General features: G+C 70.5%; 21 protein-coding genes. 4 read left to right on the forward strand and 17 right to left on the reverse strand.

Features of this window, described 5'->3' with window-relative positions:
* Window positions 1–72: 72 nt before the first annotated feature.
* Window positions 73–759: a FadR/GntR family transcriptional regulator gene (locus IH09_RS21775; RefSeq protein WP_052858933.1), complete on the forward strand. Its 687-nt coding sequence runs from the start codon at window positions 73–75 to the stop codon at window positions 757–759.
* A gap of 512 nt (window positions 760–1,271) precedes the next feature.
* Here the strand turns inward: IH09_RS21775 and IH09_RS21780 are convergent.
* The 3 genes from IH09_RS21780 to IH09_RS21790 all read right to left on the reverse strand — a co-directional run bounded on the left by IH09_RS21780 (window position 1,272) and on the right by IH09_RS21790 (window position 5,777).
* On the reverse strand, window positions 1,272–2,720 hold the full coding sequence (locus IH09_RS21780) for a hypothetical protein (protein WP_052858934.1): 1,449 nt from the start codon (window positions 2,718–2,720) through the stop codon (window positions 1,272–1,274).
* 1,219 nt (window positions 2,721–3,939) lie between these two features.
* Complete coding sequence (locus IH09_RS21785) at window positions 3,940–4,812, reverse strand: serine hydrolase (protein WP_381718482.1); 873 nt, start codon at window positions 4,810–4,812, stop codon at window positions 3,940–3,942.
* The gene (locus tag IH09_RS21790; RefSeq protein WP_094792366.1) at window positions 4,809–5,777 is read right to left on the reverse strand and encodes a LysR family transcriptional regulator; all 969 of its coding nucleotides are present in this window, start codon (window positions 5,775–5,777) and stop codon (window positions 4,809–4,811) included. Before IH09_RS21790 ends, IH09_RS21785 begins: the two co-directional genes overlap by 4 nt.
* A 296-nt stretch (window positions 5,778–6,073) precedes the next feature.
* Here IH09_RS21790 and IH09_RS21795 point away from each other — a divergent pair, with 296 nt between their 5' ends.
* The 3 genes from IH09_RS21795 (at window position 6,074) to IH09_RS21805 (ending at window position 10,828) form a co-directional block, all read left to right on the forward strand.
* The gene (locus IH09_RS21795; protein ID WP_052858940.1) at window positions 6,074–7,705 is read left to right on the forward strand and encodes a penicillin-binding transpeptidase domain-containing protein; all 1,632 of its coding nucleotides are present in this window, start codon (window positions 6,074–6,076) and stop codon (window positions 7,703–7,705) included.
* 88 nt (window positions 7,706–7,793) lie between these two features.
* A complete protein-coding gene (locus tag IH09_RS21800; protein ID WP_052858942.1) occupies window positions 7,794–9,266 on the forward strand; it encodes a peptidoglycan D,D-transpeptidase FtsI family protein in 1,473 nt (490 codons plus the stop codon).
* A gap of 509 nt (window positions 9,267–9,775) precedes the next feature.
* Window positions 9,776–10,828, forward strand: coding sequence for a serine/threonine dehydratase (locus tag IH09_RS21805; RefSeq protein ID WP_052858944.1), 1,053 nt, complete (start codon window positions 9,776–9,778; stop codon window positions 10,826–10,828).
* Window positions 10,829–11,096: 268 nt separating this feature from the next.
* Here IH09_RS21805 and IH09_RS21810 read toward each other — a convergent pair whose 3' ends face one another.
* The 14 genes from IH09_RS21810 to IH09_RS21875 form a co-directional block, all read right to left on the reverse strand.
* A complete protein-coding gene (locus IH09_RS21810; RefSeq protein WP_052858946.1) occupies window positions 11,097–11,603 on the reverse strand; it encodes an SRPBCC family protein in 507 nt (168 codons plus the stop codon).
* Window positions 11,591–12,487, reverse strand: coding sequence for an RNA polymerase sigma-70 factor (locus IH09_RS21815; RefSeq protein ID WP_052858948.1), 897 nt, complete (start codon window positions 12,485–12,487; stop codon window positions 11,591–11,593). Before IH09_RS21815 ends, IH09_RS21810 begins: the two co-directional genes overlap by 13 nt.
* Before the next feature lie 269 nt (window positions 12,488–12,756).
* Entirely contained in the window at window positions 12,757–14,544 is a 1,788-nt protein-coding gene (locus tag IH09_RS21820; protein WP_052858951.1) for an asparagine synthetase B family protein, read from the reverse strand.
* A gap of 84 nt (window positions 14,545–14,628) precedes the next feature.
* Window positions 14,629–15,912, reverse strand: a complete 1,284-nt coding sequence (locus IH09_RS21825; RefSeq protein ID WP_190233372.1) for a DUF6271 family protein — start codon at window positions 15,910–15,912, stop codon at window positions 14,629–14,631.
* Window positions 15,913–16,030: 118 nt separating this feature from the next.
* The gene (locus tag IH09_RS21830) at window positions 16,031–16,243 is read right to left on the reverse strand and encodes a hypothetical protein (protein ID WP_190233373.1); all 213 of its coding nucleotides are present in this window, start codon (window positions 16,241–16,243) and stop codon (window positions 16,031–16,033) included.
* 19 nt (window positions 16,244–16,262) lie between these two features.
* The gene (locus IH09_RS21835) at window positions 16,263–17,003 is read right to left on the reverse strand and encodes an LOG family protein (RefSeq protein ID WP_052858958.1); all 741 of its coding nucleotides are present in this window, start codon (window positions 17,001–17,003) and stop codon (window positions 16,263–16,265) included.
* Window positions 17,000–18,178 carry a hypothetical protein gene (locus tag IH09_RS21840; protein WP_052858960.1) on the reverse strand — a complete coding sequence of 393 codons (1,179 nt, stop codon included), beginning with the start codon at window positions 18,176–18,178 and terminating at the stop codon, window positions 17,000–17,002. Before IH09_RS21840 ends, IH09_RS21835 begins: the two co-directional genes overlap by 4 nt.
* Window positions 18,175–19,341 (reverse strand): histidine phosphatase family protein, encoded by a 1,167-nt coding sequence (locus IH09_RS21845; RefSeq protein WP_052858961.1) that lies wholly within the window; start codon window positions 19,339–19,341, stop codon window positions 18,175–18,177. The genes IH09_RS21840 and IH09_RS21845 overlap by 4 nt, the downstream gene beginning before the upstream one ends.
* 7 nt (window positions 19,342–19,348) lie before the next feature.
* On the reverse strand, window positions 19,349–20,509 hold the full coding sequence (locus IH09_RS21850) for a DegT/DnrJ/EryC1/StrS family aminotransferase (protein WP_052858963.1): 1,161 nt from the start codon (window positions 20,507–20,509) through the stop codon (window positions 19,349–19,351).
* Between the two features lie 6 nt (window positions 20,510–20,515).
* On the reverse strand, window positions 20,516–21,442 hold the full coding sequence (locus tag IH09_RS21855) for a DegT/DnrJ/EryC1/StrS family aminotransferase (RefSeq protein WP_110952494.1): 927 nt from the start codon (window positions 21,440–21,442) through the stop codon (window positions 20,516–20,518).
* Window positions 21,429–22,547 (reverse strand): GNAT family N-acetyltransferase, encoded by a 1,119-nt coding sequence (locus IH09_RS21860; protein ID WP_052858967.1) that lies wholly within the window; start codon window positions 22,545–22,547, stop codon window positions 21,429–21,431. The genes IH09_RS21855 and IH09_RS21860 overlap by 14 nt, the downstream gene beginning before the upstream one ends.
* Complete coding sequence (locus tag IH09_RS21865) at window positions 22,544–23,455, reverse strand: hypothetical protein (protein WP_052858970.1); 912 nt, start codon at window positions 23,453–23,455, stop codon at window positions 22,544–22,546. Before IH09_RS21865 ends, IH09_RS21860 begins: the two co-directional genes overlap by 4 nt.
* Window positions 23,456–23,510: 55 nt before the next feature.
* Window positions 23,511–24,320 carry an NAD(P)-binding domain-containing protein gene (locus IH09_RS21870; protein ID WP_052858972.1) on the reverse strand — a complete coding sequence of 270 codons (810 nt, stop codon included), beginning with the start codon at window positions 24,318–24,320 and terminating at the stop codon, window positions 23,511–23,513.
* Between the two features lie 74 nt (window positions 24,321–24,394).
* Entirely contained in the window at window positions 24,395–25,612 is a 1,218-nt protein-coding gene (locus IH09_RS21875) for an MFS transporter (protein WP_052858974.1), read from the reverse strand.
* Between the last annotated feature and the right edge of the window lie 149 nt (window positions 25,613–25,761).

Here is a 25,761-nt window from a genome sequence, read left to right on the forward strand (position 1 = left end):
CCTGCCCCAGCGCCACGCCCGCTACAATATCCACGACTCAAGTCCTCAGACAACCTGAGAGGTGAATGACGGATGTCACTAGGCACCCTCCGCCCCAGCCCCCTGGTTGAGCAGGCCACTCAGCGACTGCGCGAGCAGATCGCCGAGGGGCACTGGCCGATCGGCAGCAAGCTCCCCGGCGAGACGACGCTCGCCAAGACGCTCGGCGTGGGCCGTTCCACCGTGCGCGAGGCCCTGCGAGCGCTGGCCGGCGCCGGACTCGTCCAGGCGCGGCAGGGCGCCGGGGTCTTCGTCCTGGCCGTCGAGCCGGTCGAGGACTGGCCGACGCGGCTGCGCCGGGCCGAGATCACCGACCTCTACGAGGTGCGCATGCTGGTGGAGGTCCAGGCGGCCCGGCTCGCCGCGCAGCGCCGTACGGACGCCGATATCGCCGCGCTGGCGGCCGCGCTGGCCGGCCGACGGACCGCGGCCGCCGGCGACGACGCCACCTTCGTGACGGCCGACATAGCGCTGCACACCGCCGTGGTCGCCGCCGCGCACAACCCGGTGCTCACCGACCTGTTCGGCGAGTTCGCCCCCGCCCTGCACCAGGGCCTGGTCAACCTGCTCGACCTGCTCGGCTACCGCGCCGACGAACCGAACCATGGGGACGCCGCACACGCGGCCCTGGTCCGCGCGATCGAGGACGGCGACCCGGAGGCGGCGGGGACCCTGCTCCACGACCACCTGGCGGAGACCCTGGTACTGCTCCGGGGCTGATCCGGACCCGGCGCTCAGCCGCCCACGGAGGTCGCGGCAGTCATGGCGGCCAGGCATCTCCGACGGACACCGCCGACGTCGCCGTACGCGTGAGACGTCACCGTACTCGTGATCAGAACACGCGCGATCAGAACACTCGTGATCAGAGCTACGCGCGATCAGACCGACGCCCGGTCCGACCGGAACGTGATCGGAGCACCGCGCCCGAGACCGGCCTTCGATACCGGCGGCCTCGCGTGTTCGTCGATGCCGAGGGGGACGGTTCGCCCCCTCACCGCGGGGAGACGAACCGCCCCCTGAACCCCTTCGCACACATCGGACTCGCCGCGCAGAGCCGTCCTGATGATCAAGGAAAGCGAGCCACACCACCCGCGGATATGACTTCAGCGGTGCCAGCTGCGGATTCCTTCGAATCCATCATTTTGGTCCACGAGGAAAAACTCTGACTTGTCGGCCCACCGCACTCGACCTCGGAGACATGCTGCCCTCTTCCGTATTCACATCAAGGGCCATCAGGGCCAAGGGTAAGTCGGATTGGGATGAGTACGGGAAGGGGTGGCCTCAAGATTCACTTGGCCTACCGTCATGCGTGACGGCGGGTTGGCCCGCAGCCTCCCCTCGATGTCGTTCACCTGCTTGGTGTCCGTACTGTCGGGACCTTTTTGTTCACACATGATTCGGTAATGGGCCTGGGAGAAATCACTGCACCGCTTCCGCCAGAAGATTTCAATCAGGTCCGCCCTGTTTGCGGCCAGCATCTTGTCATTGAACGTCGGAAGCACTCTTCCCGGCATTCCTGCGAGACTCCCCTGGAGCGTCCCACTCACCAGTTCCACGAACTTGGTCCTCGCTTCGAACCCCAGGTGGCTAAAGGTGTTGTGCACTTGGTTTATGGCACTCGTGTAAGCCGTGACCTGCTCTGTGGTTTTGGGTAGCGTTGACGCCTTCCGGCTAATCGCTTCAAGCGTCAGCTGGCGCCCATACGCCAGTTCGGATTCCAGCTTCTTCCATGCTTCGGTGAGAAGCCGCGATACATCCTTCTTCAGGCTGTCCCTGACGTCGTCCAAGAGCTTGGACCAAGCGTTGCCACGCGCCGCGTAAAGCTCCTCGTAGACCCTACTTCTGAGCTGGTTGTTGCTGATGATGATTGCGGCTATCGACACCAGGCTCTTGGCGATCGAGGCGCCGATGTTGACCAGCGGAGCAATCATGACCGGCAGCGAAGAACTGATGAGTCCGATCGTGAACTTCGCTATTCCGACGGCAAGATCGACCCCATACAAGATGATGTTGGCGGTATTGCCGGCGTAAATCGCTTCCTTCAGTTTGATCGCGCTGCCCACCTCCGAGGAGATCGCTGACCCCACAGTGCCGGCGGCGGCCTTCACATCCCCCTTCAGTGCGGCTTCCACGCCCCCCTTTATGGAATCGAGGAAAAGCCCTGAGTGCTGGTTGGCCCGTGCGAACTTGGCGAGAAATCCCGCTTCGCCGAAGACTTCCTTCAGGAACGGCGTGTATGCCTGGCCGGGATTGCCCAGGGCTTCTTTCAGATCCTCGGTAACTTCTGCACCGTTGAGGATTTTATCGAACTCCTGGCGCGCGAGATTCGCTATCTCCCGGTCGGACATCCCCTCAAGTCCGTCTGACGGTTTCGACTGCTCCTGAGGTCCTCCCGCCAACTGATTGACGACCTGACGCGCCACCTGGAGCTGTTCGTTGTTCAGGCCCTTCTGGTCGAGCTTGGACAGCATCTGCTGTCGCTGCGCCTCGGTGATGACAGCCTCACCGGCGCTCAACAAACCGCCGCGGGAAACCAACGAAGCGCCGCCTGTCGCCGGATCGGCACCCGCAGATGAGGACCTGTCGAGGGCATTGGCTGCCGGCAGTCCGGATGCCCCCAGCATCGCGATACACATCGTCATGGTCACGGCAGGCTTCGCCGCCTTGCAGGAATACTTCATGAGAACTCATCTCGCTGAGTGGGAAGTATGGGTGATTCGGCTTCCTGCTCACGGAATCGGAGCTCCGAGACCATCCCGCTGCCGACGCGGGAAATGGATTACGCAGGGCCGGAGTGACGAGCCACAGGTGGATCCTGGCGAGTGAGCACGTATTCCGGAAGTCCTCCTCCTGAAACGCCGAACGACGTCTCGGGACTGGGGGCAGGGTGTGCGGGCGCCCGGGAGTGGTTGGCGAGAAGCGCAGGGGGCCTCCGGGGCAACGACGACCTGGACGTTATGCCGTGCTTCCGGTGCTTGTGCGAGGAGCGGGCTCGGCCGCGGCAATCCTGTCGGTGGGGATCAAGTTGCCGTCGACGATGACGAAGTCCCCTTCGTCCATGCCTGCCGGAGCATCACGCAGACCTGACACCGACGAGGCCAGGACCTCGGCAGTCTCGCGTCCACGTAGCCGGCAATGCACTTCGCCGAACAGGCTGCTGGGTTGCGGGAGTTGATGAACAGTCGGAATGTGCCCTGCCGATGCGACCACCCGGGCCCGGATACGTGGCTGTGCATGCGCGGCAGAGGCGTTGTGGCGTGAAGTGTGCAGACGGCGGAGTTCGGTGTACCGGCTCATTCGCCGCGGTGCTGCTGTGCAGCGGCATCCTTACCGGGTTCTCCGGCGGGAGATGTTCCAAGGATGCGTACAGGCACAGGTCAGAATGCGCTACACGTCGAGGCGATGCGGTGCAGGAGGTTCGTGCAACTCGGACCATGGTCCATGGATAACCGCCTCCTCCCGGCCGGGTACATGCTTACAGTCGCGGGAATCCCGGAATTCGAACCGCCGAGTATGCCGACCGCCTGGCCGCGCGACACGTCAAAGTTAACAAGGTCATCATCGAACGCCAGGGGCACAAAGTCCCTGTCACCCGGGACCAAAGCCCCCAAGAGGGAAACGCTGTCGAGGCGTTGTCAAGTTGTGAGTGGGGGTGGCGCGTTGGTGTGATCAGGGGTGTGCTGAGGATGAGGTCGTGGAGGTAGGAGCCACCTGGGCCGGACAGTCACGGCCGTGCCGATGATGGTCTTCCAGAGGGCGAATCGGTTGGATATCTCGGTGCGGTAGTGGCTCGCGGTGATCAGAAGCCGCCGGGGCCGGAAGTGGCTGGAGATCCGGCTGACGGCGGCCAGGAATCTCCGGCAGCCGGGAATGAAGTCGGGGACACAGAAGGGGAATCCGCTACAGAGCGCGGAGCGCTTCGACGGCGATACGGGCGGTGGTGCCGATGACGGCGTCGGCCGGGGGAAACGTTGCGGCGGTGTTGGTGGCGCGGGTGAAGACGGCGACGGCGTAGCGGCCGCCATCGGGGTATTCGATGACGCCGACCTCGTTGCGCACCGTCGGCAGGCTGCCGGTCTTGCCCGCTACATGAACGTCGTCGAAGGGGAAGCCGGAGGCCATGCGATGGGGCCAGACCTGCAGGCCGAGGAGGCGGCGGATCGCGGCGGCGTGTGCCGGCGCGCAGGCTTCGTCGCGCCAGATGGCGGCGAGCAGCCGGGTCATATCGCGCGGGGTGCTGTGATTGGTGCGGACGGGATCGAGGGCGCGCAGGCGGGCGATGATGTACGGATCGGTCAGCGCCTGCGGGCCGCCGGGCCCGGCGTCCTGCCTGATGGTGCCGAAGGTCTCGCCGAAGGTGTAGACGGCGTGGGTATGGGCGAGGCCGAGCCGGGCGGTGGTGTGGTTGACGGCGTCGAGGCCGACGCGCTCCAGGAGGAGGTCGGCGGCGGTGTTGTCGCTGACGGCCATCATCAGATAGGCGGCGTCGCGGAGCGACATGCGGACGGGGTCGAGCATGGCGGCGAGTCCGGTGGGCCCCGGGGTGCGGCCGGCCGGCGGGCACTCGATTTGTTCGGTGAGGTCGACGCGCCCCGCCGCGGCCTGCTGGTGGAGTGCGACGAGCAGGCAGAGCTTGTGCACGCTGGCGGTGACGACCGGGTGGTCGGCGCTCGCGCCGACCTCCGCGCCGGAGTCGATGTCGAGGGCGTGCAGCCGGCCGGTGACACCGGCTCCGTCGAAGGCTTCGCGGATGCGAGTGAGGGTGTTGGTCACAGCCAGTACTCCGCTGCCGGGCGCAGATGGAGCGGTCGCGGGGGTGGGTCGGCGCTCATGGCGGTGGTGTTCCGCAGCGTGTGGGTGGCCGCCTCCGCGAAGGCGCTGACGACGGTGTCGCTGCGCCCTTGCGGCCAGGCGAGGGAATGGCGCCAGGCCAGCGGGGCTTCGGCGAGAGGGCGCCAGATGACGTCCGGGTCCCGGTCGGCGGCACCGGCGGGGTGGGCGTCCCGCGGGCTGAAGGCGACGGCGTGCGCGGAGAGGATCAGACCGCGGACGAAGCTGGCGCCCTGGCCGTGCCGGACGGCCGCGGGAGAGTAGCCGTTGCGGGCGCAGGTGGTCAGCACGTCGTCGTGCAGGGCCGGGGCGGCGGCACGGTGGAAGAGGATCAGCTCGTATCCGGTGAGGGCGGCGAGCGGGACCTCGGCGAGTGCGGCGGCCGGGGCGTCGCGGGGAAGCAGTACCCCCACCTCGCGGCGGAGAACCGGGCCCAGTTCGAGGCCGGAGACGTCGCAGGGGTGATGGATGAGCCCGACGTCCAGCTCGTGCGAGGCGAACTGGGCGAGCTGCTCGGTGGTGGACAGCTCGCGCAGTTCCAGCTCCACCCCGGGATAGCGCTGCCGGAAGTCCGCCAGGATCGCGGCGACCGTTTCGCCGGGGATGTCGGGCGGCAGTGCGGCGCGCAGCAGTCCGCTCTCGCCGTCCCGGATGCGGCGGGCGGTGGCCATCAGCGCCTCGGAGCGGGCGAGCAGTTCACGGGCCTCGTCCAGCAGCAGTGTCCCGGCCTTGGTGATCGTCACCTGCCGGCTGGACCGCTCGAACAGGCGCACCCCCAGCTCGCGCTCCAGGCGCTGGATGCGCTGCGACAGCGGCGGCTGGGCCATGCTCAGCCGCGCCGCGGCACGGCCGAAATGTGACTCTTCTGCAACAGCCACAAAGCACTCCAAGTGCCGAAACAGGTTCATAAGCAGCAACGATATCGCAAATTAATCATTACGAGAATGATATGGAACTTGGACATATACCCGGGAGTGCTGCTCTTCTGCCGGTATGCCGTTGTCCTCTCCCCCGCTGTGCGAGCGCACGGCGGGTAACCGGCCCGGCGCTCCGGGGCCCTGCCCCCGTTCGCCTTCGGCTCCAGCCGGCAGGCCACAGGAAGGCAGCCGTGCCGGCATCTCCGTGAACACCACCAGCACGCCTCCCGATCTCTTCACCACCCGGCGGCGACGCGTGCCGGATGAGCAAGGACCAGGAACCTCCGATGCCTGAAACCCGACACCGCACCACCTCCCGCCGCAAGCCCCGCAAGGTGATCCGGTCGGCCACCGCGGCGGCCGCGGCGCTCGCCGTCGTCGCGGGCGGGGCATACCTCGCCGAGCTGGGCCCGTTCTCCGCCGGTTCCTCGGCCGCCGACCCCGACCCTGCGGCCGTGGCCGAGGCACGGGCGTTCCTGGCCGACTGGGCCGGTGGCCGTATGCCGAGCGCCGCCCGTCGTACCACTCACCCCGACCGGGCCCAGGACGTGCTGCGCAGTTTCACCGCCGGACTCGACATCGCCAAACCGGCCCTGACCCCGGCAAAGGCCACCGTCACCGAGGACGGCACCGTGAGCGTCCCCTTCACCGCCAAGATGCCCATCACAGACCTGGGCACCTGGACTTACCAGTCGAAACTTCCCCTGCGAAAGCAGCAGGACGGCGCCTGGAAGGTGGACTGGTCGCTGTCCCTGGTCCACCCGAAGCTGAGCAGCACCGAGAAGTTCCGCCTGCAGCGCGAGGACGTCGAGCGTCCCGAGATCACCGACCGCAAGGGTGTCGCCTTGTCCGGCGGCACACACCCCTTCCTGGTCCCCGTCCTGAACCAGCTCGCCGGCGCCGCGGGAGCCGGTCCGCGCGGTGCGATCCAGCGCGTTGACCGTGCCACCGGAGAGGTGAGCGGCACGGAGGCCGTCTTCGGGAAGAAACCCACCGGGCTCACCGGCAAGCCCATCCGCACCACTCTCGACTCCACGTGGCAGGCCGCCGCCGAAAAAGCCCTCGCCGCCAAGGCCGAGGGCAAGAATGCCGCGCTCGTCGCCCTGCGCATCGACAACGGCCAGATCCTTGCCGTGGGGAACGCCCCCGCCGGCTTCAATCGCGCCGTCTCCGGCACCTACGCACCCGGCTCCACCTGGAAGATCGTCACCACCAGCGCGCTGCTGCTCAAGGATGCCGTCAAGCCCGGCGACATCGTGGACTGCCCCAAGTACCTCACCGTCGGCAAGCAGTTCCACAACGTCGAAACCTCCGAACACCGCAACGCCACGTTCCTCCAGGACTTCACCGAGTCCTGCAACACCGCCTTCATCGGCCTGCGCGACAAGGTCGGCGACCGGGAACTGGGCAACGTCGCCGGCACGTACTTCGGGATCGGCCAGGAATGGCATATCGGCATTCCCTCGTTCGACGGGTCGGTCCCCGCACCCCGTGACCAGACCGAGAAGGCCGCCTCGATGATCGGGCAGGGCAGGGTGCTGGCCAATCCACTGCTCATGGCGTCCGTTACCGCGACCGCGGTCTCCGGCACCTTCCACCAGCCCACGATCACTCACGGCAACGAGGACACGACCACCACCACCGCGCTCCCGCAGAACGTCGTCACCCGCCTGCGGGAGATGATGCGCGCCACCGTCACCGAAGGCACGGCCAAGGTCCTGGCCGACCTGCCCGGTGACGTCGGCGCCAAGACCGGCACCGCCGAGGTCACCGAGGAAGACCCCAACAACGGCTGGATCGTCGCCTACCGCGGCAACATCGCCATCGCCTGCGTCGTCGAAAAGGGGCGCACCGGCGGCGCCTCCGCAGGGCCCATCGTCCGCAGCCTCCTGGCCGCCGTCCCCACCGACCCCTCATGACGCAGCCGACGGTGCCCCGCCCGGTGCGGGCACATCCCGGCCCTTCCGGCGTCATCAGCAACCACCGCGAGACCTCACCCGGAGAATGATGGACAAGCCACTGCGACACATAGCCGTCTCCTGCGGGGTGCTGATGATGGCCCTGCTCGTGCGGGTCACCTGGGTGCAGTTCGCCCAGAGCGACAGCCTGGCGAACGACCCGCACAACCGGCGGGTGCAGATCGAGGCATTCGCCAAGCCCCGTGGCGACATCATCGTCGCCGGGGAATCGATCACCGGCTCCGAGCAGTCCCCCGGTTCGGACTTCAAGTACAAACGCGTCTCCAAGAACGGCCCGATGTACGCGCCGATCACCGGCTACTTCTCCCAGGCCCAGGGCGCCTCCTTCCTGGAAGGCGTGCACAACGACGTGCTCAGCGGCAAGGACAGCAGGCTCTTCACAGGGCCCCTCGACATGCTGACCGGGACGAAGCCGCGGGGCGGCGATGTCCTCACCACCATCGACCCGAAGGCCCAGAAGGCCGCCTACAAGGGGCTGACGGACCTCAACGCCAAGGGCGCGGTGGTCGCCCTCGACCCGGGCACCGGAAAGATCCTCGCCATGGCGAGCACGCCGTCCTACGACCCCTCCGTCTTTGCCGGCATCTCCGGCAAGGAAGGAGCGGAGTTCAAGAGACTGGACCAGGACAAGGAGAAGCCGCTGAGCAACCGGGCGCTCCGGGAGACCTACCCGCCCGGCTCGACGTTCAAGATCCTCACAGCGGCGGCCGCCCTCGACCACGGCACGGTGACCGACATCAACGCCCCCTCGGGCGCCCCGGCTCCCTACCGGCTGCCGCTGAGCACGACGGAGATCGGCAACGTGGTCCCCAACTCCCAGTGCGACAAGGTCTCGATGAAGACCGGTATGCAGTGGTCGTGCAACAACGTCTTCCTCGACGCCGCGCTCAGGACCGGCAAGGACAAGATGCGCGAGACGGCGGAGAAGTTCGGCTTCAACAAGGAGCAGTTCACCCCCGTCCGTTCGGCCGCGAGCGGCTACCCCGCCGAGCTGGACCAGCCGCAGACCGCGCTGACCGGTATGGGCCAGGGCAGCGTGACCAGCACCCCGCTCCAGATGGCCATGGTCACCGCCGGGCTCGCCAACAACGGCAAGGTGATGAAGCCGTACATGGTGGAGGAGCTGCGCGGACCCAACCTCTCACCGATCGACAAGACCGAACCCGAGGTGCTCAACCAGGCCGTCTCCGAGGAGACCGCGAAGAAGGTGCAGGAGATGATGGAGTACACCGTGAGCGACGGCACGGGGAGCAAGGTGAAGATCGACGGCGTCACCGTCGGCGGCAAGCCGGGCACCGCCCAGCACGGTGCCGACGTCCGTGACGAGCGCCCGTACGCCTGGTTCGTCTCCTACGCCAAACAGAGCGACGGCACCTCCCCGGTCGCGGTCGCCGTCCTCGTCGACCCCGAGGACATGGACATCTCCCGCTCCGACATCGCAGGCGGCCGGCTGGGCGCCCCGATCGCCAAAGCGGTCATGGAGGCCGTCCTGAAGAAGTAAACCTCCTGCGGCGGGACGGCCGGAGGTGATGCGGGCGCCCCGGCCCGATCCCCGCGACCGTCGCCCCGGCCACCACCGGCGGTCGGGCGGTCTCCCGCGGCCGGGCGGTCTCCGGCGATACCCTGTACGAGATCGACGCCGGAGCCCTGGTCCACCACGACAGCCACAACCGCGAGTCCTCCACCGGCCTGTTCGTCCAGCAGACCGTCGCCCGGCTCGCGTGCAACGTCCGGGGTCCGTCCCGGCCACCGGCGGGGTGACCGCCGCGCGACGCCACCGCCGGTAGCCGGCCTACGGGATGCGCCGCGAGGCGTACGGCTACCGGCCCGAGGTCCTCACGCACTGTCGGCGGGTGACTCGGACGTCCGAGCCCGGCGAAGCGTCGCCGGTCGGCCCGGCCGGCGTCGGACCCGGACGGGCACCGGATCGCGTTCGCGGTCCTTCCGGCACCCGCCACCACCGGCCGGCTCACCGCCCGGCCGTGACCGACTCATCGCAGGAGCAACGAAGTGCACCAGCTCACCTACGGCGACATCGAGGCCGCCTCCGAGCGGATCGCGGGGCGCATCCGCCCGGTCACCCTCGTACCGGTCGACCCGGGCGCGGTCCCCACCTACCGCGACCCCCTGGACGACCGGGAACCCGAGCCCTGTGAGGTGTGGCTGGCGCTCGAATACATGCAGCACACCGGCTCCTTCAAGGCCCGCGGCGCGCAGAACTTCATCCAGGCCCACCGCGACGCCGGCACCCTCCCCGACGCCGGGGTGACCATCGCCTCCGGCGGCAACGCCGGACTCGCCTGCGCCTGGGCCGCCCAGCAGCAGGGCATCACCGCCACCGTGTTCCTCCCCACGACCGCCCCGCCGGTGAAGGTGGCCAAGCTCCGCGGCTACGGTGCCGAGGTGCGCCTGGTCGGCGCGGAGTACGCCGAAGCCCTCGCGGCCTGCGCGGACTTCGCCGCGGAGTCCGGCGCGCTCGCCTCGCACGCCTACGACCATCCGCTCATCGCGGCCGGGGCCGGCACCCTGCTGGAGGAGATCCACCGGCAGATCCCCGGCCTGGACACCGTGGTGGTCGCGGTCGGCGGCGGTGGTCTGTTCACCGGGGTGGCCACCGCCGCCCGCCACCACGGCATCCGCACCGTCGCGGTCGAACCGGAGAACTGCCGCGCGCTCAACGCCGCCATCGAGGCGGGCCACCTGGTCGACGTCACCGTCGACTCCATCGCGGCGGACTCGCTCGGCGCCCGCCGCACCTCGCAGATGGCCCTGCACGCCGCCTGGCAGGACGGGGTGCACTCGGTGCTCGTGCCGGACACCGAGATCGTCCGCGCCCGCCAAACGCTGTGGGACGACCGCAAGGTGGTCGTCGAACACGGCACCGCCGCCGCCCTCGCCGCGCTCACCTCACCGGCCGGCCAGCTCCCCGACCGGGACCTGCCGCCCCGCCCGGCCGCACCGAGCCACGGCTACCGGCCGGGCAACGGCGAGAAGGTCGCCGTGGTCCTCTGCGGCGCCAACACCGACCCCGCTGACCTGGTCCACCGGCCGGACAACCACTGACGGAGCAGCCTAATCGCGGCGGGCCGGTCCCCGGCAGGACCGGCCACCGTGCCGCAGCAGCTTCCACACCCCCGGCACCGAGGACGGGACGCGGACGAGACAGGGGCTGACGGCTGACGGCTGACGGCTGACGGCTGACGGCTGACGGCTGACGGCTGACAGCTGACGGCTGCCAACGACCCGACCGGCGTTGAGTACGAGCTGAGCGGCCGGCCCCGCCGGGAGTGGTCAGGCGTGATCAGGGGTGGTCAGGAATGGCCGGGGTTGGCTACTGCGACTCGGCCCCGTTCGTCGGCGCGTGCTCCGTCCTCATACCCGGCTTCGACCTGACGCGCGAGCTCAGCACAGTGTTGGCCGTGTCGAGGATGTTGCGGAAGGTACGGGTGATGATCGGCCGCGCGACGTGCCGGGTGAGGAAGGTACCGAGCAGCGGGACGGGGATCTCGGCCCGGGTCGTCCAGCACACCTGGGTGCCGCCGTCGACCTCGGTGAACGTCATACGGCCGAGTTCATGCCGGGCCGACGGCAGGCTGCGCTCGACGACGTACTCGGTGGCGTACGGCGGGTCGTATCGGGTGATGCGTTCCCGGAACCAGCCGATCAGCCAGAGGTGGCTACGGATCGCGCCGACACCGTAGGGCGCGGTCTCGCCGTGCCGGGTCAGCCGGCAGCGCAGGATCAGGGGCGAGTTCGTGTAGTTGGTGGTCGTGGTGAGCCAGGCGAAAACCTCCTCGATCGGTGCGGCGATGACACGTTCAACGGTCATGGTTTCCATGGCTGATGACCTCCTCTGTCGAGTGGGAGCACCGTCTCCGCGCGGTGCAGCTTGTCCGGATTGCGAACACCGTAGAGGCCGGTGATCCGTCCGTCGTGGATCTCGAAGGCGACCAGCCAGTCGAGCCGGCCATCGCTGACGAACCGTGCCGCAGGCATGCCGTTGTACGTGGCGTGCTCGACGCGGGTCGCCGCGGTGGCGGTCCGCACCACGCCGAGGACGAACCGGGCGACGTCGTCGCGGCCGTTGATCGGGCGGCGGGCGGCGACAACCTTCCCGCCGCCGTCGGAGAACTGGACGACATCGGGCGCCAGCAGCTCCATCAGCTCCCGGACCTCACCGGTCGTCACCGCGAGCAGGAACCGCTGGACGATCGCCCGGCCGGTATCGGAGTCGGGCTCGAAACGCCGCCGCCGCGCGTGGACGTGCCGGCGTGCGCGGTGGGCGATCTGCCGGACGGTGACGTCGGTCTTGCCGATCGAGGCGGCGATCTCGCCGTGGGTGTAGCCGAACACGTCGTGCAGCACGAACACCGCGCGCTCGGTGGGGTTCAGCGTCTCCAGGACGAGCATCATGGCCATCGACACCGACTCGGCCAGGATCGCGTCCTCGCTCACGTCGGGCGCGGTACGGATCGGCTCGGGCAGCCACGTACCGACGTACTCCTCGCGCCGTGCCTTGACCGCACGCAGGTGGTTGAGGGCCTGCCGGGTCACCGTGCGGACCAGGTAGGCGCGCGGGTGCTCGACCGTGGCCGGATCGACCGCGCGCCACCGCAGATAGCTCTCCTGCAGCACGTCCTCGGCGTCGGCGGCGCTGCCCAGCATCTCGTAGGCGATGGTGAACAGCAGCGGACGGTGCTCGGTGAAGGCGTCCTCAGCCACAGCCCGCCCCCACCACGAGCATGTGTGGGTACCTCGGCATCACGACCGGCTCCTCTCCTCGGACGCCCATCGAGACACCCTGCACCGGCAATCCGTGACAGCCCATGCCTGTGATTCACTTCACAACGTGGGGTCAGTGGGGGCTGATTGGCCGGAACTCCGGAGCGTTCCCTTCCCGACGCCGGCGCCCCGCCCCGTCACACCCCCGAAGTCCGCGCAGCCCCCGCAGGACTACCGGGCACCCACCCGCTCGGGCGCAGCCGGCTCCTTCAACGGTGGGCGACCGGGGGGATGCCTTCGCGTTCCAGCCAGGTGGAGAGGCTGAAGAGGCGCCACAGCAGGCGCCAGTCGAACTTCTCCAGGTCGGTGAGGGCGTCGTCGCGCAGGATGCCCAGGCCGTTCAAGGGGCCTCGGGTGATGGTGGCGGAGAAGTCGGGCCAGTTGTCGGTCATCCAGTCCGAGTAGGAGAAATGGTCGTCGAAGCCCACCTTGGGCTCGGTGAACTCCTCGGCGAGCGGAGTGCCGTGGAAGACGTTCCGGAGCAGGTGTTTGGGGGCGCCGGGCCGGATGCGCCGTTCCACCGGCAGGCTGAAGACGCCCGCTACGAGATCGATGTCGAAGAACGGGGAGCGGACCTCCACGCCGCGCGCGATGCCGTTCTCGTCCGTCGCGCGGAAGTTGTCGTACGTCATGAGCCGGAAGAGGTCGAGGGCCTGCCCGAAGAGCACCGGGTCGGTGTCTTCGGCCGTCGAGTAGGGGAAGGGGCGGTCCAAGGCGTCGGCGAGTGCCGCGGCATGGGGGGCGACGGCGTCGCTGCCGAAGGCCGTCACGAACCTGCTCCAGCCGGCGGTGCGGTTCCAGCGTTCCCACCGTGACGTGGACATCCACTCCTCGGTGGTGGAACCCGCGGCGTCCGCGCGCAGTGCGGCGTAGCGGACGTAGCCGCCGAACACCTCGTCCGCGCCGTGGCCGCCCAGGAGCACGGCGGAGTGGTCGCGGGCGGCGCGGTGCAGGGCGTCGTTGTGGAGTACCAGCGGCTCCGCGGCGGGTGCGTCGAGTGTGCTGTTCAGCAGTTCCACCGCGGCGTCGAGGGAGGGGATCCGGAACGGCACCTCGTGCAGGTCCACGCCGAACTTCCCGGCCAGGGCGCGGGCCCGCTTCAGGTTCTCGTCCTCGTCGGGGTGCCGGGCCGAGAACACGGTGACGGCCGCCGCGGGCTCCGCGTGTTCCAGCGCGGCCTTGAGGACCGCGGAGGAGTCGATACCGCCGGAGAAGCCGACCGCGACCGGCCGGTCCGCCACCAGGGCGCGGCGCTGCGCCTGGTCGATGAGGTGCGTGATCTCGGTCTCGTCGGCGGGTGCGTCGCGCAGGCCGGACACCGGGGTGAGTGCGGTCGTCAGCCGCGGACCGGCGTCGCCGGGGCCGGTCCGGAGCACCCCGCCCGCCGGGACGGACCGGATGTCCCGGTAGAGGGTCCGGTTTCCCGTCAGACGGCCCAGGCCCAGGAACGCCAGTGCGTTGACCGGGTCGAGGGGGAGGTTCTCGCCGCGCAGGCACGCGGTGAGGCAGCGCATCTCCGAGGCGAAGGCGAAGAGTTCGGGAGAGTCGTAGTAGTAGAGGGGGCGTTCCCCGAGCCGGTCCCGGACCAGGGTCAGTTGGTGTGCCGTGGTGTCCCACAGGGCCAGCGCGAACGGTCCGCGCAGTTCCTCGAAGGCCGCGGTGCCGCGTTCGGCGCAGAGTTCCAGGGCCACTTGGAGGTCACCGGGCGGCATGCGGCGGCGCCTGTCCGCAGGCAACTGCCGCCTGAGTTGCCGGTAGTTGAGCACTTCGCCGTTGCCCACCATCACCAGTGCGTGTTCGCGGTCGAACATCGGCTGGCGGGCGTCGTCGACGGCGATGACGGCGTGCCGGGCCGAGTGGAGGGAGATCCATTCGTCGTCGAACGATCCCGTTCCGTCCCGCCCCCGGTGCGCCAGGGAGGCAGCGAGCGGCCCGGCCATGGATCGGTGGTCGACGGAGGGGTGCCGCTTCTTCAGAAGGCCACCGATACCGCACATAGTCATCTCCTTGTCAGTCCGTCAGCACGGCTTTCTTCGTGGGCCGCAACGCCTTCTGGGGGCGAAGGGGCGGACCGCTCCTGGTCAGGCGTACTGCCCGAGGTCCCCGTCCGCCCCGAGCCGGCCCGCCGCCGCGACCAGGGCGGGCCACCGGCGGGTCAGTGCGGCGAACTCCCGGATGGCATCGGCCACGTACTGCTCCACCGTGTCCGCCTCCGCTTCCAGGGCCGCGACGCGGACGTCGAGCCGGCGCCGGACGTCGCCGGACGCGGTGGCCGCGGCCTCGCGGTAGACCGCGACGAAGGCGGACGGGATGGCTGCCGCACGCTCCGCCCCGCGCTCCAGGGTGTCGAGGAGGAACTCCGCGTAGGCGCGCGTGTCGAAGTGCTGCCCGTCGGAGAGGAGGAGATCCCGCTGGGTCATCAGGGCCTCGTTGAAGGCGTTCCAGTGCTTGCGCAGCACCGCGTAGCGCAGTTCGGCGCGGGCGTACCAGCTGAGGTGTTCGGCGCTGCTCTGCTCGGCCCGCCACGGCTCGTAGTGGTGGCCGGCGGTCATGCCGTGGTGCCAGACGGGGAGTTCGAGCTGGTAGAGCAGTCCCTTCTGGAAGTAGTCGCTGCCGAGCACCCCGACCGCGGGCATCTCCGGGATCCACTCGTGGACGCGTCGCACGGCGGCGATGCCCATCTCCACCGTGCCCGTGTGGTCGCGGCGGGCTGTCACCCCACCGTGGGCGGTGGTCTCCTCCGGCCGGGCCGGCACAGCGGGCCGGGCCACCCGGGTCTCGGCCGGGGAGAGCCGGCTCAGGGCGTCGATGCGGTGGACGTACTCCTCGGAGCGGTGCAGCAGGTCCCGGCGGTCGCGGGTGGGCCGGCCGGTGAGGGACGAGCCGACGCAGTACGCGCCCTTGCCGCCGGCCGCGGCGCCCCTGTCCAGCAGTTCTGCTTCGATGCGCAGGGGGGAGGCGCCGGAGGCGGGGTCCACCTGGGTGATCTGGTCGCTGTCGCGGCGGTGCAGGGTGTGCGCGCCCACGTATGCGGCCACCAGTGCGGCCTTGTTGGGGCCGGCGCCGTAGGACCCGGTGGGTTTGCACAGGGCGTGCCGGACCAGGGTGTGCTCGGCCGGCGGGAGCGCGGCGGTGGCGAGGACGTCGTGCGCGAGCCGTCGCCATCCGTCCACGCCCAGCACATGGACCCGCACACCGCCGGCCGCGGCGGCTGCCTCGGCGGCCTGCCGGTTGGCCCGGGACACCTGCGGTGGGCAGTCGTCCACCACCAGGAGCGTCACCTGGTGACGCGCCTCCTCGGGCAGGGCCGCCACCTCGGCGGCGACGGAGCGGAACGCCGCCTCGAAGGGACGGTTGGTGGGCATGTACACGAGCCGCCGGACGGGGCGCCCGCCCGCTTCTTCGGTCCTCGGTGCCGGTGGTGTGGGCATGGTGGCTGACGCAACCTCTCAGGACGTGACGGGGAAGGGGGCTGCGGGCGGCTCACCCGCCGGAGGCCGGCTGGGGGGAACCGTCCGGCGCGCGGGCGGCATGCTCGCACCGCACGGCGGTGTCCACCCGCGCCTCCGCTGCCGGGGCGGCCGGATCGATGGCGGGCGCGCACATCTCCTGGAGCCGCACCGCGGGCTCGGGGTGCTTGCGGAGGAGATGCGTGAGATTCTCCCGCCATTCACGTCCCCCGGTTGGCGCCGCCACCGGCGACGGCGGTACCGGTTCACGCACTCCGCCATTCAGCGCCGAGATCGGCGGGTCGGTTCGTCGCCGCGACGGCCTCCGCTGCCGGTGCGGTCGCCGGTGCGCGCACGGCCACGGCTGCCAGTGCCGCCTCCACCGACTCGGCGACGACGAGTTCCTCGACCACGGCGGGGCTGGCGAGCCCCTCCTCCACCAGGTGCCGCTGGACGAAGTGCACGAGTGCCTCCCACAGGCCGGTGCCCTCGGGCTGGACGAGTACCACCGGGAAGCGGTCGAGTCGCGCCGTGTCGTGGTGGACCAGGACCTCGAAGAGCTCGTCGAACGTGCCGACACCCCCGGGGAAGACGAACAGCGCGTCGATGTCGTGGGTGAGGAGGAGTTTGCGCAGGGCGAAGGTGCCGACGGTGAGTGAGCGGTGCTCGTCCAGGACGGTGTCGGGTACTTCGCCGGGGATCTCGATGCGCACCGCCCGGGACAGCGTCGCACCGCTGCCGTCCCGGACGGCCTGCATGATCCCGGGGCCGCCGCCGGTCACGGTCGTCCACCGGTGGGCGGCGAGAGCCGCGCCCAGTTCCCGGGCCATCTCGTAGGCCGGCTCGCCCCGTATGGCGCGGGCCGAGCCGAACACGGTGGCGACGCGTGCCGGTGACAGGGCCCGGGAGGTCTGGCTCCAGGTCCGTGCCCCGTCGACTTCGCCGGCGATCGAGTGCAGCGTGCTCAGGAGTGCGGATGCGGTGTGTGTCGTGGTCGGTTCGCTCATGATGCCGTTGCCTCCGTCGTCAGCTCGTCCGCGCTGCGACGAGCGGCCAGGTCCGCGGCCACCACCGCGGCCACCTCGTGCGCCCCGCCGAACGGGGCGCCCACGTCCGGCGTCCGGGGGTTCCCCACCGCGTGCCGGGCCAGTTGCGCGTAGCGCGTCAGGTATCCGTCGTCCCGGCCGAGCCGTCGGTTGATCTCCTGTACGGCCACGGCCTTCTCCGCCTCGGGCGCCGCCTCGGCGATGTGGTCGTACGGCCCCGTGAGGAACGGCCACAGGCTCTGTTCCGAGCGGCCGGCCAGGTGTCGGCAGATGAGGACCTGGCTCCAGTTCTGCGGGGGCAGCGGCACATAGGGCCGCCCGGCCTGCGACGCCTCGACGAGGGTGGTCATCCCGGGGGAACTGAGCACCACGTCGCAGTGCCCCAGTGCCGTCCGGAAGTCCGCGGCGGACAGTTGGTGCACCGGCATCCCGGCGTGGAGGGTGAACGCGCCGTTGGCGTGGTTCATGGCCACGTTCATCTCGACCGAGTCGTTCCGTACCGCCGCCAGCAGGCGTTCCACCAGCGCCAGATAGACCCGCCCCGAGGTGTGCCCGGCCGGATTTCCCAGGCCGCCCAGCTGCACCAGCACCCGGGTGCGGTCCGGCGCCCGGACGCCGGCGCCCTCGGGCGGGGCCGCGGGTGTGGGGATCGCCGGGGGCGGGGCGACGATCCCGGAGACCGGGATCACGCCGCGCAGGCCGAGCCGGGCCAGGTGGGCCGCGCTGCCGAAGAGGTCCTGGGCGAGGTAGGCGCGGACCTGGTGGAGCGGGCTGTCGGGCGGCACGTCCGCCGCTCCCCACATGAAGCCGAGACTGTCCACGTAGTAGGTGCGGGCGGCCAGCTCGCCGGTTCCGATGAGCTCCGGGGCCAGCACGTTGACCACGGCGTCCGCGGAGCGCAGCGCCGGCGGCCCCTGCCCCGGATAGGGGTCGTCCAAAGGCCGGACGTGGATACCCGGTTGGGCGGTGAAGAAGTCGAGCGCGGAGTCGGTGCCGTAGTACGCCACGTCCAGGCCGTGGTGCCGGGCCAGCACCTGGCCGATGCTGTATGCCTTCGAGGCCGGTCCGAAGCCGAAGGGCGTGGCCACCACTGCCACCCGGGCCCGCCCGTCGGCGGTGGGTGCGGGCAAGGTCATGGAGACTCCTTGGCGGGTTGCGGGCTGCGGGCGATGTCCTCGGGGGACCGGTTGACGAAGTCCACCGACACCGCGTCCGCGCCGATCCGGAAGCGGGAGAAGTGGCCGGTGTCCCAGCGCAGCGCGCGGACTCCGCGGAGTTCCGTGCCCAGTGCCCGCTCCAGCAGCCAGTGGTGCGGTCCGCCGTGTCCCACCACCAGCACCCGGCGGCCGGGGTGGCGGGCGGCCAGCGTGGTGAAGAACTCCAGGACCCGGTCGCGGGCCTGTTCGTAGCTCTCCTCGCCGTCGACCGTGCACAGGTCGCTGTTGCCCGTCAGGACCCGGTCGGCCTCCGGTCCGAGGCGCCGCCGCACCTCGTCCAGGGCGACCCCGGCGAAGGTGTGGAAGACGCGTTCTTGCAGTGCGGCCTCCTCGCGTACTTCGACGCCGAGCGAGGCGGTCGCGAGTGCGGCCGTTTCCCGGGCGCGCAGGAAGTCCGAGGTGTATACCGCCTCCGGGGCGAAGCGTGCGACGGCCGCCCGTGCGGCTCGCGCCTCGTCCCGTCCGCGGGGGGACAGTCCCATGGCGTACGGGTCGGGGTAGGTGTCGCCCGGATAGTCCGGGGCGCCGTGCCGCAGGAACAGTATTTCCACGGCCTCGGTGGCCGGGGGTTCGGTCTCCGCCTCCTGCGCGGTGAGTTCGAGGAGGTCCAGGACGTCGTCGGCGACCTCCTCGGGCTGCTTGTCGTGGATGCCGAGCAGCAGGCCGGCGGGGCGGAACTGCCGGTGCAGTTCGCGGACGCGGTCCTCGTCCATGCGGGCCAGCGGATCGCGGGCGTTGTTGCGGTCCAGCAGATCGGTCAGCGTGCCGTCCAGCGTGATCGTCACCAGGCGCATTCCCTTGCGCCGGAAGCGCAGCTCCTGGGCGGCCAGGAAGTCGACGTCCTCGAAGACTCCGTCGATCACGGGGGTGAAGCCGCTGTCCAGGTAGGACAGGGCGAGGTCGAGGCAGCCCAGTTCGGATGCCACGAGGGTGAAGTCGCTGAAGTCCCGGGGCCGGGCCATGTACCGGACGGAGTCGTTGGAGATCCGGACGGCCGGGACCAGGGAGTCCCGCAGCAGGGCGGCGGTGGTGGTCTTGCCGGAGCCCGGCAGACCGCGCAGCAGCAGCGCGATGCGGTTCATGGGGTGGTTACCTTTCCTGTACCAAATGGTGTCGGAGCGCCACGACGGTCTCGGCCACCCGGGAGACGGCTGCGTCCGTCAGGTATTTCGAGGTCGGCACGCTGAGGATCCTGGGCGCCAGCGCCGCTGCCTTCTCGGGCCGTGGATGTGCCTCACTCGACAGCACGCGCCGGAACAGTCCGTGTTCAGGGTAGGTCTTCTTCCAGACCACACGGGCGAGGACACCGCGGGCCGCGAGCCCGGTGCAGAACTCCGCGGCGTCGCCGGCGCTACGAGCCACGAACAGGGTGTGGGATGCCGCGTCCCCTTCCGGGTGTGAGCTGTCCAAGGCCGGGGTGTCGGCGCCGAGTTGTTCGCGCAGCCGGGTGCGCCGGTCCCGCTGCCGGGCCAGCGTCTGTTCCAGTGTCAGGGCCTGGTCCATCACCAGGGAAGCCTGGAGTTCGGTCATCCGGAGGTTGTCGCCGACGAGCGCCCGTTCGTCGTCCCAGTCGGGCAGTCCGCCGTCGTGGCGGACGGCGCCCAAATCCGCCATCCGGTAGACCCGCTCGACGAGTTCGGCACCGCCGGCGACCAGCCCGCCCTCACCGGAGGAGATCTGCTTGGACTGCTGGAAGCTGGTGACGGCGACATCGGCGAGCTCACCGGCCCGGCCGTCCGCCGACGCGGCGCCGAGCGCCTGGCAGACGTCCTCGATCAGCGGGACACCCAGCCGGTCGCAGAGCTCCCGCAGCCGCCCCGCGGGGACCGCGTGTCCCTGCACATGAACGATCAGCACCGCGGCGACGGGCCCATCGGGCGATTCCAGCGCCGCCGTGTCGGGGGTGAGGGCGGTGTCCATGTCCAAGGGGACGGGTACGGCGCCCACCGCGGAGACGGCCATCGCGCAGGCGATGAAGGAATAGGCGCTGACCAGGACGCGGTCACCGGGGCCGATCCCCAGGGCGCTCAGCGCCAGGCGCAGTCCGACGGTGCCGTTGGCCACCGCCGTGGCGGCCTCCTTGCGGAAATACCCGGCGAAGTGGCGTTCGATGAGCGTGTTGGCGGACTCCCGGTCCCCCTCGACGTAGCGGAAGAGCTGGCCGTCGGCGAGGGTCGTGCGGAAGTGGGTGAGGGACTGCGGATCCTCCCGCGACAGGTCGAAGAACTGATGGGGGTTGAGCACCGTCATGTGCAGTCATCCAATCGTGACGAGAAGGGGTTCCACGGGCCGCCTGCCGCCGGTCATGACGCGCTTCGCACAGCGGTGGAACATCGGCAGCGCGGACGGCGGCTGCGGATGCATCCGCTGTACGGGTCCGAGGTCGTCCGCCAGCTGTTCGATGTGGCGGGGGGTGGCGGACGGCGCCGGGTAGAGCGGCAGCCGGGTCCAGCCCGCGCGGGACCCTGGCAGCAGGCGGGGAAGACGGAAGTGGTGCGCCAGGTCACTGTCGAGGAAGCGGTCAACTGCCGCTCTACGACGGGTGAGTTGACGGTCGGCGCGGGCGATGGCGTCCGCGAGCAGGGGCAGCAGCGGGGCGGGGAAGCGCGCGGGTGACGGGGGCCGCGGCCGGTGCCGGTCCGTGGTGTCGCCCCGGGCGACGGCACCGGAGATCATGTCGGCCGCGCCGAGGAGCGCGCCCCCGGCGCCGAGCGACACCGGTTTGGACGGTCCGAACGAGGTGACGGTGAGGGTCCCGGTGGAGCCGGCCGGCACGCCCCGTGTCGTCGACCCCCAGGTCTGGGCCACGTCCTCGATCACCGCCACCCCTGGAGGCAGCGCCTCGGCGATGTCGGCCACATCGCACGGCAACCCGTACTGGTGCACGGCGATGACCGCGCGGGTCCGTTCGGAGCACGCCAGGGCCACGTCCGCCGGGCGCAGGGTCAGCTCCTCGCCGACGCCGACGAACACCGGCACCGCATCGGCGCGGACGACGGCGGCGGCGACGGAGTGGCAGCCGGCGTCGGGCACCACCACCTCGGCGCCCGCGCCCACCTCCAGTACCTCCAGGGCGACTTCCAGCGCCGCGGCGCCCGAGGCGCAGAACTCCGCGGCGGGCCGGCCGAGACGGTGCAGCAGGTCCTGGACGGCGGCGTCCACACGAGGGTCAGCCGAAGGCATGCCGCAGCCCCTTCCCCGCCTGGTGGGCGCGGGTCACCCGGGCGTCCAGCGCCGCGCGCTCCCGTGCTCGGAGCGCTCCCGGTTCCGCCGCGCCGCACCACACGTCCGCCCGCGGCACGCGCTCGCTGTAGAGCAGGTTCTTCAGCGTGTCGGGGCTGCCGTGCAGGTCCACCGTGCGCACACCGCGGCCCGCCCACTCCTGCCGCAGTCCCTCCGTCAGCAGGTGGAGACCGGGCGAGTAGCGTCGGTAGGTCTCGTCATAGGACCATTTCAGGCTCGTCAGCCGGTCGTTCACCCGGGCGTCCAGCCGGAAGGCCACGGGCCGCTCGCCGTCGAAGAGGATCGCGGCCGTGACCTCGCCCGTGCCGACCAGCCGGCCGTAGAGCGCGTCCTGTCCGCCGCGCAGCCGCATGCTCTGTCCGTGCTCGGCCTTCCACGAATGGTCGTCGACCGCGAGGACGTGCGCGAAGGCGTGCGCACCGGACTGCCCCGGCCGGACCGTCAGGCCGTCGCGCTCTACCAGGAGTCGTTTGCGGCGGAGTTGGGAGGTGCCGCGTTCCAGGGCACGCCCCCACAGGTCGGCGCCGTCGCGGGACCAGTCGATCAGGGAGTTGGGCGGTCGTCGCCAGGTCGTGCACCCGGCTCGGGCGCACGCCCCGGCGTGGGCGGCGTCCACGAGGGGGAGGTAGACCGACGCTCCGGTGGCCCGGCGGACGGACGTCACGAGGTGTGCCAGTCGCTCGGCGTGGCCGTGCTCGGTCAGTACGGGCTCGTCGCCACCGACCGCCGTGAGGACTTCCCCCTCCCGAGTGAAGGCGACGATGCCGAGGGGAGCGAGGGCGACCACCACGCGTTGCCCGGCGGCGCGTACCGCGCGGGCGTACCCCGGGGACTGCTGCAGCCGCGTGCCGTACCGCCGGTACGCGGTCGCCCACGCGTCCTCCTGGGCTCGGGTGAGGGTGTCGAGGTCGACGAGCCTCAGGTCGTGGACCGGTCCGGGTTCCGGTGCGCTGCGGCCGGCCGGGCGCCGGTGCGGCGCCGCGAGGTCCGCGGTCGGCGGGCCGGCGTCGAGGCCGGGTTCGGCGGGAGGGCCGGTGGCGGTCATCCGAACTCCCCCGCCCCCGGGCCCGGTTCGTCCGACCGGAGCCACCGTAGTTGCGGATAGGCACGGGCACGGGCGCCGAACCCGGTCATGAACCGGTCGACGCCGGGCAGCACACTGCCTTCGAAGTCGAAGACGTCGGTCCCGGGCTGCCGCCGTGCCCAGGCGATCGCCTCGTCCACCAGCAGGCTCGGTACCCCGCGCGCGCCCGTGCGGTCGAACCAGGAGTGCATCAGGACCGCGGCGCCGTCGCAAAGCAGCACGAACACCTGGCCCCGGCAGACCCCGTCGGGGTCCGTCGCGGCGAGGCACAACGCCGGTTCCGCACGCCCGATGCGCAGTCCGGATGCGCGCCGCGCGGCCACGGCGGCGGCCGGCTGGCCGACCACCGCGCGGGAGAAGTCGAACGTGTCGAGCGGGGCGCTGCGCACGGTGTGCTGCCGGGCCGCGACCCGGATGTGGTTCCGGGCGGTGGCCACGTACCCGTTACGGGGATCGAGGCCGTCGCGCAACGTCAGTGTGCGGGTGTGCCGGCAGAGCAGCTCGGCGCCCGCTTCGGACAGGGCGGCCACCTCGCCGAAGCGCGGATCCATCGGGATCTCCGCCGACGCCACGCGGGCCATGAGCGCTTCGGTCATCGAGAGGACGGCGCGGTGGCGGTCCACGGGGTGCAGCCCCGGGTCGACCCACGGTGAGGCGTAGGGCAGGAGGCGGAAGGGACGGCGGGCGGCCGTTCCGCCGCCGTCCAGGGGGACCGCCCAGACGCCGGCGGTGCGGCCGCCGCGGGTCCGGCACACGAGGTTGAGGGTCTTGCCGTAGAGCTCGGCCGCCGTCGGTGAGTTCCACACCTGCACGGGCAGGCCGGCGGCGGCCTTGGCGAGCTCGTCGGGGGAAACGGTGTCACTGTGCATGGGGCCCCTTCCGGACGGGCGGGGCCGGCCGGCCCGGCGCCCTGCGAGACGTGGCCTACATCGCGTCGAGCAGTGCGAAGGTCTCCTGGAGGCTGGTGGGGACCTGGCCGCCGGTGGCCGCCATTTCCCGGGCCATCCGCAGTTCGGACGTCGTCCGGTCGCGTACGACGGGCGGTGCGCCCTGCCCGGTGATGATGGCCTCGTCGAGGTCCGAGTAGTGCGCGAGTGCCCAACTGGAGCCGGTCGAGGCGGCCAGTGCACCGCGCAGGACATCGGGGTCGACGCCGAGTGCCCGTCCGGTGCCGAGCGCTTGGAGCGCGGCGTGCCGGTTGCTGTAGAGGAGCCAGTTGTTGCAGAGCTTCACGGTCATCCCGGCGCCGGTCGGTCCGGCGTGTACCACGTTGTCGGCGTAGCGTTCCAGGACCGGCCGCACGGCGGTGAGTTCCTCCGTGGTACCGCCGACGAACAGGGACAGCGAGCCGTCGCGGACCAGGCCGTCCCGGCGGCTGAGGGCGGCGTCCAGCAGGGTGTGCCCCTGCTGCCGTACTCCGTCGGCCAGTTCCCGGACGGTCTGCGGGGTGAGGGTGGTGTGCAGCACCACGTGGGAGCCGGGGGGCGCGGCGGCGCAGAGCCCGTCGGCGCCGAAGAGCAGGGCGCGTACGTCGTCCGGGCGCTTCACTACGACGAGGTGGATAGCGGCGGCGCGGGCGGCTTCCGCGGCCGTCGCGCAGCGGTGGAAGTTGTCCGCTGCCGTCGGCACGTCGGCCACGGGGTCGTACGCGTGCACTTCGGCTCCGCGCGTCACCAGGCAGGACGCGATGTCCGCCCCCATTTCCCCGAGCCCGTACAAGGCGAGGTTGGCCACGTCGTGGTTCCTTTCATGAGTTCCATCGGGTATCGGCGGCCGGTCCGGGGAGCGGAACCGGAGGCAGCGAGATCTCAAACGGGGGCTTCGACGTGCGGCGAGCGGACCCCGGCCCGGGTTCTGGCCAGCACCAGCACCAGTCCCGATCCCAGTCCGAGCGTCATGATGATGCCGAGGTAGACCGTCCCTACGGACAAACAGGTCAGCAGTCCGGCGACCAGGAGCGATCCGACCAGTTGCGACGGGCCCTGCACCGCGCCGAAGACGGCGAACGCCTGCGCCGAGCCGGCCGGGCGCCAGCGGTCCTGGACTTCGCTCTGCAGCGCCGCGTCGCCCCCGCTGAGCAGGCCCACCACGGTGTAGAGGCAGATCGCCCGGACCGGATGTGCGGCATTCAGACCGAACACGGTCTGGACGCAGAATCCGGCGAGGACGATGTGCGGTACCCAGGACCTGGTCCACCGCCCCAACGTGCCGCCGGAGACGAGCACTCCGCTGATCATCGCCGCGAGGGCGAAGCAGGCATTCGCCGTACCGGCGATCCAGGACCTGTCGGCGGCACCGCCGGTCAGCAGCGGAACGAACATGCTGAAGCCGAGGGTGTGACTGAGTTCCATGAGGAGCAGCGAGGCGGTGAACAGCCCCAAGCGCCGCGGCGAGAACACCTCCCGCCACACGCCGGCGGTTCCGTCCGGTTCCACCGGCCCGGCGGCAACGGTCCGCCACGCGACCGCGGACTTGCGAAAGGACGCCCGGTTGATCACCACGAACACCACGAGCTGAAGCACGAGGCCGACCAGGTACGACAGCGCGCACAGCCCCAGAGATGCCTGGAAACCGATCGACGAAGCCAGCACTCCGCCGAGCGCCCAGCCGATCACCACGGATGCCTGGGCGGCGACGGCCAGCATCGCGTTCAGCCACGTCAGCTGTTCCAGGCCGGTGGTCTGGCCGGCGACCCAGCCGCGCATGGCGGGGAGGTAGAAGGCGCCGAAGCCGGCGAAGAGGAACATGCCGACGTAGATCTGCCACGCCTGTAGCCCCCCGGCGCGCACCAGCAGCCAGAGCGTCACGGTCACGGCGAACGCTCCGGCGTCCGACGACAGCATCACCCAGCGGTGGTCGACGAGTTGGTTGACGATCCGGACCGCCCGGACCAGCAGCAGTGCGGGCAGCGCACCGGCCGCCACGACCAGGGGCGCGCTCGCGGCCGAACCCGTCACCCGCAGCGCGAGAAGGGAAAGCAACAGCAGCAGCAGTGCGGAGGTGCTCTGGCTCTGGAAGGTCGACACGATTACCGTGCCGACTTCCCGCCTTTCGACCGCGCCGAACCCTTGCCAAATCTCTGATCGGGTACGGGTTTGCACCGACGCCTGCCCCATTCGCCTCACCTCCCGAATTTCGCATTTCTTTTCGAATCGCACCGCGGCCTCTAACGGGT

The sequence above is a fragment of the Streptomyces celluloflavus genome (assembly GCA_000720995.1).
Lineage (GTDB): Bacteria > Actinomycetota > Actinomycetes > Streptomycetales > Streptomycetaceae > Streptomyces > Streptomyces celluloflavus.